This is a genomic window from Paenibacillus sp. NRS-1782, from assembly GCF_050467685.1.
In the GTDB taxonomy this organism is placed as follows: domain Bacteria; phylum Bacillota; class Bacilli; order Paenibacillales; family Paenibacillaceae; genus Paenibacillus; species Paenibacillus terrae_A.
The window spans coordinates 50,732-66,944 of sequence record NZ_JBITPH010000009.1 but is presented as its reverse complement, the minus strand read 5'-3'; the positions used below and the strand labels follow the sequence as shown (position 1 = coordinate 66,944).

Sequence of the window (16,213 nt, the reverse complement as noted above, 5' to 3'; positions counted from 1 at the left end):
CATATATCTCCCACTTTATTTCAACAGTTCTTCAGGTGGTTCGGGACTGTGAATCCAAGACAAACTCGCTGTACTCACTGATACAACTGCAAGTGAAGTAAGTAATATGGCAGCATTGTAGTACATGCCAATCTTAAATTTACTAAATTTAGGACTTTTCATTTTTCGCACCTCCTCTCTATTAATGTTAAGCTCTGAACAAAAAAACTAGCCGCTACCACCGGAAAAGCCAGCCACAAATTAAGTGTTATTATTGCAACTCCGCAAATTTTTAACAATGGGTAGTGCCGTTTAGATATACGAGTCTTCCCGTCTATTCTAGACGGAGCATAAACTAAGACAAGTATTATACTTAATATCGAAGTAATAACTATCCAATTATAGTTTAAATTCACAAAGGACAGGGCAGTAAGTAAAGCTGTAGAGACAACAATGCATACTATATTGCTCTTTAAATGTATTCCTCCTACAACTTGACGCAGTATAGAAAAAGATATCATTGCCAGTACAGTTTCCTGCACCTTCCCCGTAATAAATGAAATACCAATAGTTAACAAAATGATGGAAACTGTATTAATCACAACGGCTACTCCATGTTTTAAAACCGCAATAGAAGATGGATGATCCGGTACAACTGTTTTGATATGAGTTGCAATATCAAGAGCAATAGAATCAAGATTTTTTATAATAATCACGCTCCGTTTTTAGCGCATAGTACAGGAACATTCCAGATGCCAAACCTATAAATAAAATACTCAGAGGAAAATTATTGACGTAGAACATAAATGTACTAGCGCCTAGTACCCCAATTATTAAAATAACAACAAGTACATGTTCCCACCTAAAACGCAAGCTTTCATAATCTGCTGTAAAGCCTATTTTGAATTTAAATACTAACCATGATATAGCTAATACCCATGCACTGGTTACCGCTTGAGCTAACGATCCCTCTGGAGAGGTCTCCATGTCTGATGTCAATGTACCAAAGAGCATTACTATAATTATTGCTTGGAGCAGCGTATACAAAAACGTACCTGTAATGGATATAATAGCTGACCAAATAATAGGCATCCTTACAACAGTAGTTATCAATAATGTGAATAATATAATGTTTATACTCGGAGCAAAAAAAGACAACGACATTTCTTCTCTTAACACCAGACTTTGCAAATTCATGATCAGGCCGATAAACAATGCAGGCCAGATAAAATCTAAAGCTCGGATTCTGAAAATAGTAAGCATTAAAACAAACGCCGCAAATGTTTCAACATTAGAAAAAAGCAAGAACCGTATAGGCTCCCACATAACACATATCCCCTTCTCACCATTGTAACCAACACTATAATTCTATATTTGCTATAACAGTATAGAAATACAATTACCTGTTTATTTGGAATATTTTATGTATTATGCTGGGTAAATATTTTTCGCACGTTTCCTTACAATATGTTTATTGCTCTAAGAGCCATATTTCAAAAAAACTCATATTTCACGAGTTGGAAAATACCATCTTCCTCCCACTTTTCGTTGATAAGTCCCGGATCATGGAAAAATGTATCTAGAATTTCATTCCAATTCATACAGGTTCTCTTCTTTAATTATTTAGGATGATACAAACGATCAAAAAAATCATAAAATACAATCAGCCAAAAGAGACAGGACAACATAGTATTAATACACGATGTTCTTGCTTACGGGCTTCGATCCAACTCGCAAACTCTTCCTTGCAATTCTTTTAGTACCTCCAATTGAAAAATGCGGTTTCCCGCCATATAATTTTACTCACTGCCCCCAAACTAAAAATCCCTCAACGCTTAGAGCGCCAAGGGATTCCACATTTTAGTAAAGCGTCAGATATTGATCACGTTCCCATTGATGCACTTGGGTCCGGTACATATCCCATTCAATTTCCTTAAGCTCATAGAAGTAAGCCAGCGCATGGTCACCCAGAGCGTCAGAGATAACTTCGCTTCGAATAAGCTCGGACAAAGCTTCTTTCAAGTCTGCTGGCAGGCTTGGAATCCCTTCTTCAATCCGCTCTTCCTCAGACATAACATAGATGTTACGATCAATCGGAGTTGGCAGAGCCATTTGACGTTTGATACCATCCAAACCGGCTCTCAGCATCACAGCCAGTGCCAAATAAGGATTCGCAGCCGGGTCAGGATTACGAACTTCGACGCGGGTACTCAAGCCACGAGATGCCGGAATTCGAATCATCGGACTACGGTTACTGGCAGACCAGGCAACATAACAAGGAGCTTCATAACCTGGTACAAGACGTTTATATGAATTCACCGTTGGATTCGTGATTGCTGCCATCGCACGTGCGTGCTTAAGAATACCAGCCATATAATGGCGGGCCGTCTTGCTCAATCCGAGTTCGTCTGATTCATCATAAAATACGTTTTCATTGTCCTTGAACAACGATTGGTTACAGTGCATACCGGAGCCATTCACGCCAAACAAAGGTTTTGGCATAAAGGTGGCGTGCAGACCATGCTGGCGTGCAATCGTCTTAACAACGAGCTTGAACGTTTGGATCTGATCGGCAGCCTTAACTGCATCCGCATATTTAAAGTCAATCTCATGCTGTCCAGGTGCAACTTCATGATGGGACGCTTCAATTTCAAAGCCCATCTCTTCAAGCTTAAGAACAATTTCCCGACGGCAGTTTTCACCCAGATCCATCGGTGCCAAGTCAAAATATCCACCTTGGTCATTCAATTCTGTAGTCGGTTCGCCTTTTTCATCGGTTTTGAACAGAAAGAATTCAGGCTCCGGTCCGACATTCATCGAAGTATAACCCATTTCTTCTGCTTCCTTGAGTACACGTTTCAAGATACCGCGCGGGTCGCCGGCAAATGGAACTCCGTCCGGCTTATAAATATCGCAGATCAGACGAGCTACACGATCCGAGGTTACCCAAGGGAAAACTACCCATGTATCCAGATCAGGGTATAAGTACATGTCAGATTCTTCAATGCGCACATAACCTTCAATGGAAGAACCGTCAAACATCATTTTGTTATCCAGCGCTTTTGGCAGTTGACTAACCGGAATTTCTACGTTCTTGATCGTACCAAGCAAATCTGTAAACTGCAAACGAATAAAACGAACATTTTCTTCTTTGGCAATCCGAAGAATATCTTCTCTGGTATAACTCACACTAACCTCTCCCTTTCTGTAACGAGTATTACAAATCAGCTGTTCCATAATCCTTTTAAATAATGAGGCCTGGTCTGCAAGTAAAGCGGTAGTATGCCAAAATGCAGGCAATATATTATCTCTTATTGAAAAAACGTGATAATTCACCTTGGATCAGGGATACCTGTCCCGGTCTTTTACCTGCCACAAGCTGTTGTTTCAGCAAGCGGTGAAGCTGGGTATCGGACATTTCACGACGTTTAACTTCCGTATCTGCAGTAATAACTGTTGCTTCTTCCGATTCCTTGGTGACCGGATTCATGACTTGTTTAATTCCCGCAATGTTAACACCCTTCTCAATCAACGCCTTGATTTCAAGCAAACGCTCTACATCATTAAAGGAAAAAAGACGTTGGTTACCCGACGTGCGGGCAGGAACTATCAAGTTATGTTGTTCATAATAACGAATCTGACGTGCTGACAAGTCCGTTAGCTTCATGACAATACCTATTGGAAATAAGGCCATGTTTCTGCGAATTTCGTCGCCCATTTGTCATCAACCTTCCAGTGATCTATTATTCACCTTATTGTACATTTAGCTGATGCAAAGTGTCAATGACATGTTAGAAAAACTCACAATAATTTACGATCTTTCATGGTTTGTAGGGCCATCAGCACTCCATATTTCACATGAGAGTAGGTTAACCCCCCTTGCATGTAACCAATATAGGGTTCACGAATCGGAGCATCTGCAGATAATTCCAGACTTCCTCCTTGTATAAAAGTGCCTGCAGCCATAATAACCGGATGCTCGTAGCCCGGCATATCCCACGGCTCCGGTACCACATGACTATCCACAGCGGCAGCACGCTGAATTCCTTGGACAAAAGCAATTAAATGCTCCGGTCCGTTAAAAGAAATGGCCTGAATCAAATCGGTGCGTTCCTCATGCCAGGCAGGTTTCGTTTCAAATCCCATGTCTTCAAAGACCGCAGCTGCGAATATACTTCCTTTAACCGCTTGCCCAACCAGTGTTGGAGCAAGAAATAAGCCCTGAAAGATACCTCTCGTGGTACCTAACATGGCCCCTACTTCACCACCGATTCCAGGCGCAGTTAAGCGGTAGGCTGCCAGCTCAACATACTCCTGTTTACCGCAAATATATCCTCCCGTTTCGGCAATGCCGCCGCCGGGATTTTTAATCAGTGAACCTGCCATCAAATCGACACCGACCTGCGTAGGCTCCAGCTTTTCGGTAAATTCACCATAACAATTGTCCACAAAGACAATAACGTCAGGTTTAATCGCCTTTACACGGGCTGTCATTTCCTCGATATCTGCCACACTAAAGGAAGCTCTCCAATCATAGCCGCGTGAACGCTGGATGCCGATCACCTTCGTATTGGCATGGATTGTAGCCTCCACTGCTTTCCAATCTACCTTACCTTCTGCTGTCAGCGCTGTTTCTCCATAAGTAATGCCAAAATCCTGCAATGACCCGGTCCCATCGCCGGGCTTGCCGATCACTTTGTGAAGCGTATCATACGGTTGCCCCGTAATATACAACAGCTCATCACCTGGACGTAGAACGCCGAATAAAGCAGTGGAAATCGTATGAGTTCCCGAGGCAAAATGCGGGCGGACCAATGCCGCCTCCGCACCGAACACATCGGCATAGACCTCCTCCAGTACCTCACGCCCTCGGTCATTGTACGCATATCCCGTAGAGCCGGCAAAATGAAAATCGCTCACTTGCTTCCGCTGGAATGCCTGAATAACCTTCCACTGATTTGCATCTACAATATGATCTATGCGCTGTAGCCGTTCCTGTATTTTGCGTTCTGCTGTTTCTTGTATTTGTTGGATTTCCGGACTAAAAACTACCATTTTACCTTCGTGACCCTCTCTCTTTACGCAGCCTTAGGCTATTGTTGTTATAACATCTTTCCCTCGGAATGGTGTGCATTTATCATTGAATTGACCTAAAAACGTCATCAGAAGTTATCCTTCTGTGAAGTCCTTGAGGACATGACCATATTTTTCATACTCGCCTCGCTGAACTTCTACCTCATAAATGACATCATTACCATCATACTCGGTCAGAAGTACATCCCCAATCCGGTAAAGCACCGATGTCAAGTCCCCACGTTCCGCCGGAATACGGAATCTCAGCGTATCTCCGCTCAGATGCTCCTGAATCAGCTCACGAAGACGCAGCAGATCACTTTCGTCAAATGAACTGATTTTCAAATATCCCTCGCCGGAAGGAAGCATTTCCAGTTGGTCAGGAGTACAAGCATCTTTTTTATTAAACAATACGATCTGCGGCTTGTCCGCCGCTCCCAGTTGCTCCAAAATCGTTTCCACGACCTTCATCTGTTCGTCACGCATATCCGAAGAAGCGTCTACCACATGCAAAATAAGATGAGCCTCATTAGCTTCCTCCAGAGTAGCACGGAAAGAAGCAACCAAATCATGAGGCAGATTTTGAATAAAACCAACGGTATCCGTAAGAATAATCTCTTTGCCGCTCGGCAGTTCCATCGTTCTGGAGGTAGGGTCCAGCGTCGCAAACAGTTGGTTCTCAATATATACATCAGCCGCCGTCAATTGCTTTAGCAGCGTCGATTTCCCCGCATTGGTATAGCCAACAAGCGCTACCTGCACAATACCACTCTTTTGTCTGCGCTCTCTATGTAAATACCGATGACGGGTCACTTCCTCCAACTGACGTTTTAAATCGCTGATACGATCACGGATGTGACGACGATCTGTCTCCAGCTTGCTTTCACCGGGACCACGTGTTCCAATACCGCCACCAAGTCGTGACAGATTTTTGCCGTGTCCAGACAAGCGGGGCAACAAATAGGACAGCTGCGCCAGTTCAACCTGAATAATGCCCTCCCGTGTTTTCGCACGCTGAGCAAAAATATCCAGAATAAGCTGCGTACGGTCGATAATTTTGAGATCCAGACTTTCTTCCAGATTTCGCACCTGAGCCCCCGAAAGCTCCTGATCAAAAATAGCCGTATTCGCACCCAATTCCTCGGCTGCCGCACGCAGTTCCTCTACCTTACCTTTACCGATAAACCATTTGGAATCCTTTGCTTCCTTGTTCTGGGTCAAAACACTAAGCACTTCAACACCAGCGGTCTCGGCCAGCTTCACGAGTTCATTCAGAGAGTATTCTGTATTAATCCCAGAACGTTTGACTTCATCCGTAATCAGACTGACAAGTACCGCTTTATCCTGCATTTCGGTTTGTGTATCATAAGTGGAGTTCGCCATATTGTTTGCTCCTTTATTTTCCATATTAACTCTCGCACAGAGACCGACCTGATATTCAGGCCGGCCCCCGTTCGACGTTATACAATTCGATGTGATTCAGATTTCTATTATCGCCTATCTTTTGTCCATTTTCAAATCCTCTGGACGCAGCGTCATCAACTCCTGCTTTCCCGGCTGCCCGCTTCTGTACTGATTGAGCAACCTGACAGCCTGATGCCGAATCGCTTTTTCAATCACATTGCGGACATAACGTGCGTTGCTAAATGCATGAATACTGTCGTTGCGTTCATTCAACAGATACTCTTTCATTTTGAGTATGGACTGAGGCATAAGAATATAATCCCGTTCTTTGGCCATCATTTCGGAAATTTGGATAAGCTGATCCACGGTATAGTCCGGAAAATCCAGCTGGATGGGAAAACGGGAAGGCAATCCAGGATTCGTACGCAAAAAGAAGTCCATCTCTCCCGAGTATCCAGCGAGAATCAAAATAAATTGATTTTTCTGATCCTCCATGGATTTTACTAAGGTATCAATAGCTTCCTTTCCAAAATCCTTTTCCCCTCCCCGCGCCAAACTGTAGGCTTCATCAATAAACAGCACTCCACCCAGAGACTTCTTGACCAGATCCCGCGTTTTTTGCGCTGTATGTCCGATATACTCGCCTACCAAATCAGCCCTCTCCACCTCAATCAGATGGCCCTTGCTCAGTACCCCCATTTTTTGCAGCATTTTAGCGATAATGCGGGCCACCGTCGTTTTCCCTGTACCTGGGTTCCCTTTGAAAATCATGTGATATACGTGCGCGTTACTCAACAGCCCCGCATCAGTACGCATATGGGCAATTTGCAAAAAAGCATATACTTCAAATACCAGGTCTTTGATGTTATCCAAGCCGACGAGATGATCGAGTTCCTTCTGAATTTCCTGATAGAGACTAAGATACTGCGGTAACGCCTGCGACTTGGTCGAAGTTACTGCATCCGTCTCATCAACATTTACCGAAGCTATCGGCTCCGGGCTACGCAGCACGACATTGATTTGTCTGGAAGGTCTTTCCTCCGTCCGCTTGCCCGCAGCGATTCCCCGTCCGTTCATGCATCCATCACCTCAACATTTCTTCAGGCACAGCTTACCCTATTAATGTATTCGGCCCGGCATGTCCTTATTAGCATAAAAGCAACAGGAGCTTGTGCAAAGCATTTTGTATATAGAGAAGATGCCTTTATGAGAAAACGTTGTACGTTTCAGGACACCCAGGTTTGGGCACTGAGCCACCACTTTTGCAGCGTCCATTTGGCGTAAGCCAGTACCTCTCTCGATTGATGAAGCGGCATATTCAGTACTTTAGATTCCGCCAGAGCCATCTGGGGATGCTCCAAATTCAAAAATCGGGCAATCTCAAGCGCCCGTGGGCCATGATAACTATGTGTGATAATCACAGTCGAGGTCCAACCATACTCCTGCATGATACGCTGGCTATACAACAGATTTTCGTAGGTGCTGGTCGCATGGTTTTCCAACACAATATGCTGCGCTGGAATACCTCTGTCAACCAAATAGCGTTGCATCCCCTCAGCCTCTGTATACGGGTAAGTTGGTTTGTCCAGCCCTCCGCTTACAATCAGACGCTTTACTGTACCGTTACGGTATAGCTGCAGGGCCTCGTTCAGCCTCTCCTTTAGCCCCGGACTTGGTTCTGCTCCCCACATGGAAGCCCCAAGTACAATTCCTACCTGTGCTTGCTGAAGCGGAGTGGTAGAGGCAGCGTTATTCATATCCCAAAATCGAATACCTCCCCATACCAAACCGATTATGATGATAACCAGCAGACAAAGCATAAGACGTTTGGCTGCTGAAAACTTTTTCTCTGGGCGGTTCAGCCTGCTTTTTGATTCAAAATCTTTAGGCCCAGTGCCTCTAATCCTCTGCAATACCTTCATCGTTCCCTCTTAAAATCACCGTTGTGAAACCATTCTGCCCGGTGTTTCAGCGACATTTTAAAATAGGGGAATATATGGGCATCTATCCGTCGTAAAACCTCAGCCGCAGTACGATTAGCCAGTTCTGCCTCCTGTGTCGATATATGCCCGCGCTGTAACGCATCCTCCAACTCATCCTCATCCACTAAAAAGATTTCGCCATTTTTAAGTACAACAACATCCAAATACAAATCGTCAAACCAGGGCACTCCCTGATCGGTCACTCCCTGATTTCGGCAGGTATCAATATACCATTCCACAATCTGCTCCCGATTGTCGAACATAGCAGTTACTACATAATGCTCACCCTTCGGATAGTATTGCAACCAGGAATATCCTTTGTCCGCTATGCAAAACGTATGATTGCCGTAGCTTTTCCATAACGGCTCTTTGAGACTCAAAATGGTATACAAGGTCACATATCCTGTAAACACGTCACTTTCCACATACCGGCAAGCAAACTTGCGGCTCGTTATTCTGCGCCAGTTGGCCCGATCTCCGAATTTGCGCTTCATAAATGATGTTCCTCTCCAACATTGGTAAAACCAGCTTACCATATTTAATCTGTACACTCAAAAATAACACCCTTTATCACAACAAAAAAGGTATTCCCAGACCATAATATGGTCCGAAAACACCTCTAGTATAAAAAATTCAAATCACCCACAGCATACTTCTTCTAATCTCGGTTGCGATGCCCACGATTGGAGCTCGACTGACCGTTGGAGTTGGTTTCCTGATTTCCATCCGGTGTGGTTCCTGTGGTAGATGGATCCGTGGTAACTGGATTTACCGTGGTATCACTATTAAAGGTACCTGCATCCGGTGTTGTTGTCTGGCCATTCCCCTGATTCGTGTCACTACCGGTGCCAGAGTTGCCACTATGATTGCCTGTACTGCCAGTGCCATTTCCGTCAGTGTCTCCAGGAATCGTCGGAACCTGCCCTGGGCTGGTGCTATTATCCGTACCTCCAGGGACTGTATTCCCCTGATCGGTGCCGTTCTGACCGTCTGTAGTCCCACTGTTATCCGGTAATGTTCCATCCTGATTCGGCTCAGTTCCCTGCTGTGGATCTACCGGAGTGGTCTCTGTCGGAATTTCCACACGGATTGTATTGGATGGTCCAGATTCCTTACCATCCGCTCCATAAGCCGTTACATAATATTCATACGCGGCTCCGGCTAATGGAGACGTATCTTCACCACTCGTGCCTTTCATCGCCTCCATAATCACCGTAAAGCCCCCTTCGGAAGCCTCTTTGCGATACACACGGTATTGCACATTATCTCCCGCCGCCGCAGTCCAGGACAACGATACAATTTGGGTATCCTGACTATAAGACCCGCTCAGTCCGCTTGGAGCGGTAGCCTGGACTGGCACGTCTGGCTTCTGCTCAACTGGTGGTTCATATCCTTTTGGATGGCTGAATTGCGTAACCGGGTGCCCCTTGAGAGCTTCACCCATGACCCTTCCGAAAAAGGCTGCCGACTGCCCACTGTAGTTTCTCAGCATATGTTTGCTGTCTGGCTTGTCATAGCCCATCCATACCGCACCAGTATATTCCGGCGTATAACCGACAAACCAGATATCACGGTTGCCATTGTTCCCTCTAATTCCACTCTGGGTTGTACCCGTTTTACCCGCTACAGGCCAATCAATACGGGCCTTGCGGCCTGTACCGCTATTGACTACATTTTGCATCATTTGCGTCATTTCATAAGCTGTTTTCTCGCTCATTACGGTTTTAAATTCTTCTTTGTGAGTGTAAACCGTTTTGTCATCACTATCATTAATTTGCTTGATGGAGTAAGCTTTTTGGAACTGTCCGTTATTGGCAAAAGCACTGTATGCCTGTGCCATTTCGAGCGTGTTCGTTCCTTTACTTAAACCACCCAATGCGATAGCGAGCGAGTGATCATTTTTGTCCATCGGGATGCCTACGCTTTCCGAGAATTGGACCCCTCTTTCCACACCGATCTGGTTGAGCAACCATACTGGCGGGATATTTTCAGACTTGGTAATGGCATCGGTCATACTGATGGTCGAAGAATAACCGTGCAAGTTTTTCGGGCTATACCCGTTAAAGCTCTGTCGCTCATTACTCAAAGGTGTATCCATTGTAAATTTACCGGATTCGAGAGCCGGCGCATACGCCGCAATAGGTTTAAAGGCCGAACCTGGCTGCCTGCGGCTTTGTGTTGCGCGGTTAAAGGTTCCCTTTTTGTAATCCCGTCCGGGTGCCATCGCAGCAATTCCGCCCGTCTGGTTGTTAATGATAACCATGGAGCCTTGAACAGGCTGATCATCCGGGCTCTTTTCGAACATACTATCATCTGCCATCGCCTGATCCAGCGCATTTTGGGACTGAGCATCCATCGTCGTATGAATTTTGTAGCCGCCAACGATCAGATCGTTTCCGCTGACTCCCGGCAAAGCATCCTCCGCCTCATTCATCACATACTCCATAAAACTTTGATACTTTTGAACTTTTTCCGGCTGCTTGTAATCATAATCTACAGCCTTGGCCTCTTCCATTTCCTGCTTTCCAATCATTCCCTGCTCAAACATCAGCTGGAGAACCACAGCACGTCGTTCCTTTGATTTTTCCGGATTACTGATTGGATTATATTTGGAAGGCCCTTTTGGAATAGCTGCCAGCGTGGCGATCTGCCAAAGCTTTAATTCTTTTAAGTTCGATTGCCCAAAGTACCCCACAGAAGCTGCCTTGATTCCTGAGTAGGAGCGTCCAAACCAAATCCGGTTCAAATACAACGTAATAATCTCATCTTTAGTCAAATTCCGTTCTAGCGCCATTGCTATAGATACCTCGGTCGCTTTACGGAAAAAGGTCTTGTCACGCGACAAAAACAGGTTTTTGGCCAACTGCTGGGTCAGCGTACTGCCACCCTCCACAGCCGAACGGGCTACGATATCTTTTACGGCCGCCCGCCCGATAGACCAAATATCAACCCCCTGGTGCTCCATAAATCGCTTATCCTCTGTTGCTATAAAAGCTTTTTTGAGCAATGGTGGAATTTCTTCACTTTTGACAGGATCACTTTTTTGTACGGACAGCTCGCCCATAAGCACACCATTACGATCGTAAACCTTTGATGTCTCGTTCACTGTAATTTTATCCTTGTTGGCTTTGTAAATTTGTTCGCCATTTACCATGACAAACAAATATCCACCAAGCGCGCAAAATATAGCCAACGCCGCCGTAATAAACAGCGTCCATCCAACTTGCTTACCTGTAATCTTCTTTTTCTTGCCCTTCGGCTTCTCTTTAGGCGTGTTTCTGTTGCGATTGCCGGATCTGGACAATGAATCGTTTGGCATTACCCTGACTCCCTTTCGCGAATAATCACATGTTGCCGAACCTATATATAGCTTGCTGTCGGCAGCATGAAAGCAAATGGAATGAAAAGAACAACCCTGTTCAGGTTGCTCCGGGTCTCATTCCTATACGGTTAGACGAGACGGTCGCTTAAAAAGTTTCATCAATCCAAGCGACCGTCAAGCCGTAATCAGTTATCGCTGGCGTTATCCTGTTGCTGTACAAGCGACACATTACGTTGCGGTGTAAAGGTGGAAATAGCATGCTTGTAGATCAGCTGTTGCTTTCCATCCGAGTCGATAACAATTGTGAAGTTGTCAAATGCTTTAATGGTCCCCCGCACCTGAAATCCATTGATCAGGTATACCGTTACCGGTATAGAATCCTTGCGCAATTGATTCAGAAACGTATCTTGGATATTAATGGACTTGTTCATTTTAGCCGTACCCCCAATAATCATTTGGATTGTTTTGAAGTATATTCAAGGTCTGTCCGGAACTTTCCTGCTATAATTTCGTGTAATCGGGCTGCATGAGCAGAAAAATTTCCGAAATCGGTGACATCTACCCACTGGATATCCTTCATGTGGCGAAACCACGAGAGCTGCCGCTTCGCAAAATGACGCGTATCCCGTTTCAGCCAAGTCACCGCCTCTTCCAAAGACACCTCTCCTCGCAGGTAGGAGGATATCTCTTTATAGCCTAGACCTTGCATGGAGATGGCATCGCTTCGCACTCCCCGTTCCATTAAGGAGGTTACCTCAGCAACAAGCCCTTGATCGAGCATCCCGTCAATTCGGTCTTCAATACGTTTATATAGCATTTGCCTATCCATTGTCAAACCTACGATGCAAAGCTGATAGGGAGATTCCTTTTTTTGACTGGCCAATTGCGAGCTGAGCGTCGTTCCGCTAACATGATATATTTCCAACGCTCGAACGACTCGACGCCGGTCATTGGGATGCAGACGACGCGCACTTTCGGGATCAACCGCCTGAAGTCGCGCATGAAGCGCCTCGGCTCCAAATTGTTCGGCATAATCAAGCTGTTCCTGACGAAAATCTTCATCAGCTCCCACCTCGGAAAACTGGTATTCATAGCAGACAGACTCCACATATAAACCTGTCCCCCCTACGATAAACGGCAGTTTCCCTCTGGCATGAATATCCGGTATGAGACGACGGCAGTCTTCCTGAAAAGCAGCTACCGAATATGGGTATTCCGGCTCATGAATATCAATCAAATGGTGCTTGATTCCTTCCATTTCCTGTTCGGAAATTTTGGCAGTTCCAATATCCATATGACGGTACACCTGCATGGAATCTCCGGAAATAATTTCCCCGCCAAATTGCCGTGCCATCTCGATGCTTAATTTCGTCTTGCCGACCGCAGTCGGGCCGACAAGAACAAGTAGTTTAGGCTTAGATGCCGCTATCAATATCAATCACTCCGTACACTGTTTTCGTTGTGCCCCGTTGCTCCACATGGAAGCCGAGGCGGGCAAATTCCCTGCTGCCCCGTTTTTCCTTCAATACAATTGTTTTCCTTGCAATACGTTTTGCCTGAACAATACTTTCCTCATCCAGAGCATCCGGGTTAGCCAATCCTCTCAATGGACCGATTGCACTAGAATCGAGCAACGGATCACGGAACATCGGGTCAAAATAGATAATATCCACACTACGATCCGGCAAGCTTCGCAAATAATCCAAATGATGACCAAAGCGGACATCAATGCCGGAAAATGCCTCATCTACCGCAGCGTTGCCGGAACGGTAATGCCTCATTCCATCCTTGATTAAAGCATAGACAGGAAAAGAACTTTCCACAGCAGTTACTTGTCCAGAATTTCCTGTTCCAATTGAAAACAGGAGGGAATCCGTTCCGAGTCCTGCGGTACAATCCAGCACGGTGTCCCCCGGAACGAGCCGAGCGGCAGTCAGCATCGGATCAGGCTCGCCCTTCAACACCCGCTTGGCGCGGATGAAGCCCATGCTCGGGTGAAAAGTCATCGGCGGTTGCTCCGGGCTAATCAGCCTCACCCCACCCTGTACGAGCACCAGCGCCTGACGAACTTTATGAGCAGCAGTCAGCCTTGCTACCGATATACCACGACGGGGGGCATACAGCACCCCCAGCTCGGCTGCAAGCAGTTCCGCCCGCTGCACGACCTCAGCGGTGGGAGAATCCCCTGTCGTCACCAATAAATGGGCTTGTTCCTCCCGAAGCCTTGCCAGCTTTTCTTCTTCACGGTTTTCCCGATCCTGCAACATATATAAACTCCCTTACATTACTCTCTTAAACAGCTTCTCCAAATCATATGTGGAAAAGGATACAACGATGGGCCGCCCATGCGGGCAGGTGTATGGCTGTCTGCACGCCGCCAAACGCTCCAGCAGTACGACAGCCTGTCGGTCAGTCAGCTTCTGGTTCGCTTTAATTGAAGCCCGGCAGGAGCACATGATCGAGGCTGCTTCCCGCAGCTTAGCCAGATCTATTGCTTTTTCATCCAGCACCCATCCTGCCATTTCCTCAATAACATCCGCTTCTTCTCCTTGAGGAAGCCAATAAGGATAAGAGCTAACGCGGAAGGTTTGACCGCCAAAATGCTCCAAATACACTCCCGCCTGCTCAAACCATTGCAGCCTTGTTTTCAGCTTTTCCGTCTCCGAGGGCGTAAATTCTAATGTAATCGGCAGGAGTAGCTCCTGAGATACCGCCTCGGGATTGCCGAATTTTTCATAATAAAATTCGTAGTTAACCCGTTCATGCGCAGCATGCTGGTCAATTAAATACAGCCCCTGATCGTTCTGCGCAATCAAATAGGTTCCATGGTGCTGACCAATCAAATTTAGCTCAGGAAAAGCGGGCATCTCGGGAGCCTCGCCCGACACCACTGCCAACTGCTCTGCATTCAGCCGTGACTGACGTGGCTTTTGATCCGTGAAATAGCGGGAATCCTCGGCTTTTCCTCCACCCGGTGAAGCAGAAGGCCGATAAGCTACAGAAGCAGCCGCTTCCTGTACTCTGCCGCTGTACAAAGGGGATGAACCGGATTCGGCTTTATTCCCATCGTTTCCATCCACAAAATCTGCGTCCAATTCCTCGTCACTGACACGTTGCCCAGAAGAAGGGTTCCCCCGACCAGAGACAAGGAGCCTCTCCCTATCCTGGCGTTGCACACGCTCCGTGCCAAGCTTGTGCTCCTCATTTCCGTCCAAGCGAATGGATTGGCGCGGGTCACGACCCTCCGAGAAAGGTCCGCCAAGCGGCTGTGCCTCTCCTCGGCTCTCGCCAGCAGAAGAATTTCCTTCCATACCGTTTCCCTTCGAGAAATGAAACTGCTCCTGCACGAACGAGCCGCTATCCTTGCCGCCGATTTCACGCTTGACTGCCTTCGGAATCAGCACCTGCTGTCCTAAAACAGCTTTTATCGAGTTCTCAACCAGCTGAAACAGCTCGGCTTCTTTGCTGAACCGCACCTCCAGCTTGGCGGGATGAACGTTAACATCCACCAGTGAAGGATGCATTTCCAATTGGATCACAGCCAGTGGAAAACGATTGATCGGCAGCAAGGTATGATACGCTTTGAGCAACGCCTGATTCAGCCCATAGCTGCGCACAAAGCGTCCGTTCACCACCGTCGAGATGGCATTCCGATTCGATCTTGTCCACTCCGGGCGGCTGACATAGCCGCTAATACGGTAATCCAGACTCTCCCCTTCCAGCAGCAGCATGGATTTCGCTGCCGAGGTTCCATAAACAGCGGCAATCACTTGAAGCAAATCACCATTACCCAGCGTTTGAAGCAGTGTATTCCCGTTATGCCGCAGTGTGAAGGCAACTTCGGGGTGTGAAAGCGCCATTCGGTAAAGTACATCCGAAATGTGCCCCAGCTCCGTCTGGATCGTTTTCATATATTTCAGCCTTGCAGGCGTGTTATAAAACAGCTCCCGGACGGTAAAATCCGTCCCTTGTCTCGCGGCTGCATCCTCATGCAGCACCAGCTTGCCGCCCTCAATAACCAATTTGCGGGCACGTCCGTCATCTCCGGCTGCTGTCAGCAACTCCACTTTCGATACAGCCGCAATACTCGGCAGCGCTTCTCCCCGGAAGCCCAGGCTCGTGATCTGGAACAGATCGCGTCCATGCCCGATTTTGCTGGTCGCATGCCGATAGAACGCCGTTTCGACATCTTCAGGCTCAATGCCACTACCGTTATCCGTCACCCGGATGCTTTGCAGTCCGCCTTCCTCTACCCATACGTCGACACGCGTACCGCCCGCATCAATCGCATTTTCCACCAGTTCCTTCACGACGGAGGCTGGACGTTCTACAACCTCACCAGCAGCAATCTGGTTGGCAATATGCTCATCCAGTACCCGAATTTTAGACATCCTTTTTACCTCCCCCTAACTTCAAAGTGTGATGAAAATAGAAATATAATATCGTTAACTGC

General features: G+C 46.6%; 15 protein-coding genes. All 15 read right to left on the bottom strand.

Features of this window, described 5'->3' with window-relative positions; translation table 11 throughout:
• Positions 1–15: 15 nt before the first annotated feature.
• Positions 16–162 carry a cyclic lactone autoinducer peptide gene (locus tag ACIFQM_RS02510; protein WP_014281452.1) on the bottom strand — a complete coding sequence of 49 codons (147 nt, stop codon included), beginning with the start codon at positions 160–162 and terminating at the stop codon, positions 16–18.
• Positions 159–695, bottom strand: coding sequence for an accessory gene regulator ArgB-like protein (locus ACIFQM_RS02505; protein WP_430043756.1), 537 nt, complete (start codon positions 693–695; stop codon positions 159–161). The genes ACIFQM_RS02510 and ACIFQM_RS02505 overlap by 4 nt, the downstream gene beginning before the upstream one ends.
• Entirely contained in the window at positions 673–1,305 is a 633-nt protein-coding gene (locus ACIFQM_RS02500) for a hypothetical protein (protein WP_430043754.1), read from the bottom strand. Before ACIFQM_RS02500 ends, ACIFQM_RS02505 begins: the two co-directional genes overlap by 23 nt.
• A gap of 534 nt (positions 1,306–1,839) precedes the next feature.
• The gene (glnA, locus tag ACIFQM_RS02495; RefSeq protein WP_430043752.1) at positions 1,840–3,168 is read right to left on the bottom strand and encodes a type I glutamate--ammonia ligase; all 1,329 of its coding nucleotides are present in this window, start codon (positions 3,166–3,168) and stop codon (positions 1,840–1,842) included.
• A gap of 115 nt (positions 3,169–3,283) precedes the next feature.
• Complete coding sequence (locus tag ACIFQM_RS02490) at positions 3,284–3,697, bottom strand: MerR family transcriptional regulator (protein ID WP_007430683.1); 414 nt, start codon at positions 3,695–3,697, stop codon at positions 3,284–3,286.
• An 83-nt stretch (positions 3,698–3,780) separates the two neighbouring features.
• A complete protein-coding gene (locus tag ACIFQM_RS02485; RefSeq protein WP_430043751.1) occupies positions 3,781–5,034 on the bottom strand; it encodes an aminotransferase class I/II-fold pyridoxal phosphate-dependent enzyme in 1,254 nt (417 codons plus the stop codon).
• 114 nt (positions 5,035–5,148) lie between these two features.
• On the bottom strand, positions 5,149–6,435 hold the full coding sequence (gene hflX / locus ACIFQM_RS02480) for a GTPase HflX (RefSeq protein ID WP_430043749.1): 1,287 nt from the start codon (positions 6,433–6,435) through the stop codon (positions 5,149–5,151).
• Positions 6,436–6,549: 114 nt separating this feature from the next.
• Complete coding sequence (locus ACIFQM_RS02475) at positions 6,550–7,533, bottom strand: AAA family ATPase (protein ID WP_430043747.1); 984 nt, start codon at positions 7,531–7,533, stop codon at positions 6,550–6,552.
• 149 nt (positions 7,534–7,682) lie between these two features.
• Positions 7,683–8,378 carry a YdcF family protein gene (locus ACIFQM_RS02470; RefSeq protein WP_430043745.1) on the bottom strand — a complete coding sequence of 232 codons (696 nt, stop codon included), beginning with the start codon at positions 8,376–8,378 and terminating at the stop codon, positions 7,683–7,685.
• Positions 8,375–8,932, bottom strand: a complete 558-nt coding sequence (locus tag ACIFQM_RS02465) for a DUF402 domain-containing protein (protein ID WP_430043743.1) — start codon at positions 8,930–8,932, stop codon at positions 8,375–8,377. Before ACIFQM_RS02465 ends, ACIFQM_RS02470 begins: the two co-directional genes overlap by 4 nt.
• A 164-nt stretch (positions 8,933–9,096) precedes the next feature.
• A complete protein-coding gene (locus ACIFQM_RS02460; RefSeq protein WP_430043741.1) occupies positions 9,097–11,757 on the bottom strand; it encodes a PBP1A family penicillin-binding protein in 2,661 nt (886 codons plus the stop codon).
• Between the two features lie 188 nt (positions 11,758–11,945).
• On the bottom strand, positions 11,946–12,191 hold the full coding sequence (gene hfq / locus ACIFQM_RS02455; RefSeq protein ID WP_023989043.1) for an RNA chaperone Hfq: 246 nt from the start codon (positions 12,189–12,191) through the stop codon (positions 11,946–11,948).
• A gap of 20 nt (positions 12,192–12,211) precedes the next feature.
• Positions 12,212–13,192, bottom strand: coding sequence for a tRNA (adenosine(37)-N6)-dimethylallyltransferase MiaA (gene miaA, locus ACIFQM_RS02450; RefSeq protein ID WP_430043739.1), 981 nt, complete (start codon positions 13,190–13,192; stop codon positions 12,212–12,214).
• Positions 13,176–14,027, bottom strand: a complete 852-nt coding sequence (locus tag ACIFQM_RS02445; RefSeq protein ID WP_430043737.1) for a class I SAM-dependent methyltransferase — start codon at positions 14,025–14,027, stop codon at positions 13,176–13,178. The genes miaA and ACIFQM_RS02445 overlap by 17 nt, the downstream gene beginning before the upstream one ends.
• A 12-nt stretch (positions 14,028–14,039) precedes the next feature.
• Positions 14,040–16,151, bottom strand: coding sequence for a DNA mismatch repair endonuclease MutL (gene mutL, locus ACIFQM_RS02440; protein ID WP_430043734.1), 2,112 nt, complete (start codon positions 16,149–16,151; stop codon positions 14,040–14,042).
• Positions 16,152–16,213 lie beyond the last annotated feature (62 nt).

Excerpts from the sequence above, each read along its gene's own strand:
- ACIFQM_RS02510 (WP_014281452.1), bottom strand. The coding sequence starts at position 162 with ATGAAAAGTCCTAAATTTAGTAAATTTAAGATTGGCATGTACTACAAT.
- ACIFQM_RS02500 (WP_430043754.1), bottom strand. The coding sequence starts at position 1,305 with ATGTGGGAGCCTATACGGTTCTTGCTTTTTTCTAATGTTGAAACATTT.
- ACIFQM_RS02490 (WP_007430683.1), bottom strand. The coding sequence starts at position 3,697 with ATGGGCGACGAAATTCGCAGAAACATGGCCTTATTTCCAATAGGTATT.
- ACIFQM_RS02485 (WP_430043751.1), bottom strand. The coding sequence starts at position 5,034 with ATGGTAGTTTTTAGTCCGGAAATCCAACAAATACAAGAAACAGCAGAA.
- hflX (WP_430043749.1), bottom strand. The coding sequence starts at position 6,435 with ATGGCGAACTCCACTTATGATACACAAACCGAAATGCAGGATAAAGCG.
- ACIFQM_RS02475 (WP_430043747.1), bottom strand. The coding sequence starts at position 7,533 with ATGAACGGACGGGGAATCGCTGCGGGCAAGCGGACGGAGGAAAGACCT.
- ACIFQM_RS02470 (WP_430043745.1), bottom strand. The coding sequence starts at position 8,378 with ATGAAGGTATTGCAGAGGATTAGAGGCACTGGGCCTAAAGATTTTGAA.
- ACIFQM_RS02465 (WP_430043743.1), bottom strand. The coding sequence starts at position 8,932 with ATGAAGCGCAAATTCGGAGATCGGGCCAACTGGCGCAGAATAACGAGC.
- ACIFQM_RS02460 (WP_430043741.1), bottom strand. The coding sequence starts at position 11,757 with ATGCCAAACGATTCATTGTCCAGATCCGGCAATCGCAACAGAAACACG.
- hfq (WP_023989043.1), bottom strand. The coding sequence starts at position 12,191 with ATGAACAAGTCCATTAATATCCAAGATACGTTTCTGAATCAATTGCGC.
- ACIFQM_RS02445 (WP_430043737.1), bottom strand. The coding sequence starts at position 14,027 with ATGTTGCAGGATCGGGAAAACCGTGAAGAAGAAAAGCTGGCAAGGCTT.
- mutL (WP_430043734.1), bottom strand. The coding sequence starts at position 16,151 with ATGTCTAAAATTCGGGTACTGGATGAGCATATTGCCAACCAGATTGCT.